General features: G+C 37.5%; 1 protein-coding gene. It reads left to right on the top strand.

All coding sequences use genetic code 11. The annotated features are described in order from the left end of the window. Nucleotides 1-195: 195 nt before the first annotated feature. Nucleotides 196-1,173 (top strand): IS110 family RNA-guided transposase, encoded by a 978-nt coding sequence (locus tag QM491_RS25440; RefSeq protein WP_283330398.1) that lies wholly within the window; start codon nt 196-198, stop codon nt 1,171-1,173. Nucleotides 1,174-1,212 lie beyond the last annotated feature (39 nt).

The raw sequence follows: 1,212 nt of genomic DNA, 5'->3' as shown, positions 1-1,212 counted from the left end.
TTGTAGATTTACGCTTACAAAATAATATTTGGTAATGAGGGAGTTAAACCGATCACTCAATGGTAGATAGATACTGAAGTGATGTTTGGTTACTCCTTCATGACAAATGCTCATAACGGACAGTTCATTGGGTTTTAGCCCGTCTCACAATGTTGTTTATAGGCATTTAAAAGTTTTACTTTTCCCTTTTTATCTATGAGTACTTATCTTGGAATCGACGTTAGTAGTGACTTTATTCACATTGCTTATCAAGTTGAAAAGGATTGGGTTTGTAGCAAAGTTGAAAACGAACTCAAATCCATTGACGAGTGGATAAGCACCATGCCAGACGATATTCATGCCATCTTTGAATACACTGGTACCTACTCCCATCGTCTAGCCTATAGCTTGTCTTTGCGAGAAAGAACTTTCAGTATTATTACTCCTTCTCAAAGTAAAGGCTTTGCAGCATCGTTGAAAAACAAGGCAAAAACAGACTCGCTGGATGCTAAAGTACTGGCACTTTATGGTTCAAAAATGCAACCTGAGCCTACCATTTTGATCGATGAAACACTTCATCAAAAAAAGCAAACTTATAAGTATTACAATGACTTAATAACTCAAAAACAGGCACTTAGCAATAAGATTCATGCGCTGTCATTCGACCCAAGAGCTGCTAAAAAAGTCGTGGATAGCTTAGGTGTTCTCAATAAAGTCTACGAGCAACAAATCGAAGAGTTTCAAGAGCAACTCTTTGATTTGAATGATGATGAGTTTAAACAACTCAAAGAGAAACTCATGCAGATCAAAGGCATTGGTGAAAAGGCTGCAACAGGAATTATCATCCAAACCAATGGGCTCAAAAACTTTCACTCTGCCAAAGCGCTTGCTGCATTTCTAGGACTTGTACCGACTACTAAACAATCTGGAACTTCCCTAAAAAGCAGAGGTAGATTGGTCAATACAGCTTGTAAACAACTCAGGTCTATCCTCTTTTGTGCTGCTCAATCAGCAGCTAGGTTTAACGTAGATTGTAAGGAACTTTACTCAAGATTACTGGCTAAAGGTAAATCCAAGAAAGCCGCTAAAATGGCAGTTGCACACAAACTCATTAGACAAGCTTTCGCTATCGTCAAAAACAATACTGTGTTTCAGAATGATTTTCAGGCAAATAAAATTGCGCTCACAAAATAATATTTGCCTGAAAGTTTGATTTTTAATACAGTTCATCAC

Source organism: Flectobacillus longus (assembly GCF_030056705.1).
Classification (GTDB): Bacteria; Bacteroidota; Bacteroidia; order Cytophagales; family Spirosomataceae; genus Flectobacillus; species Flectobacillus longus.
This window is presented reverse-complemented; position numbering and strand designations above follow the sequence as displayed.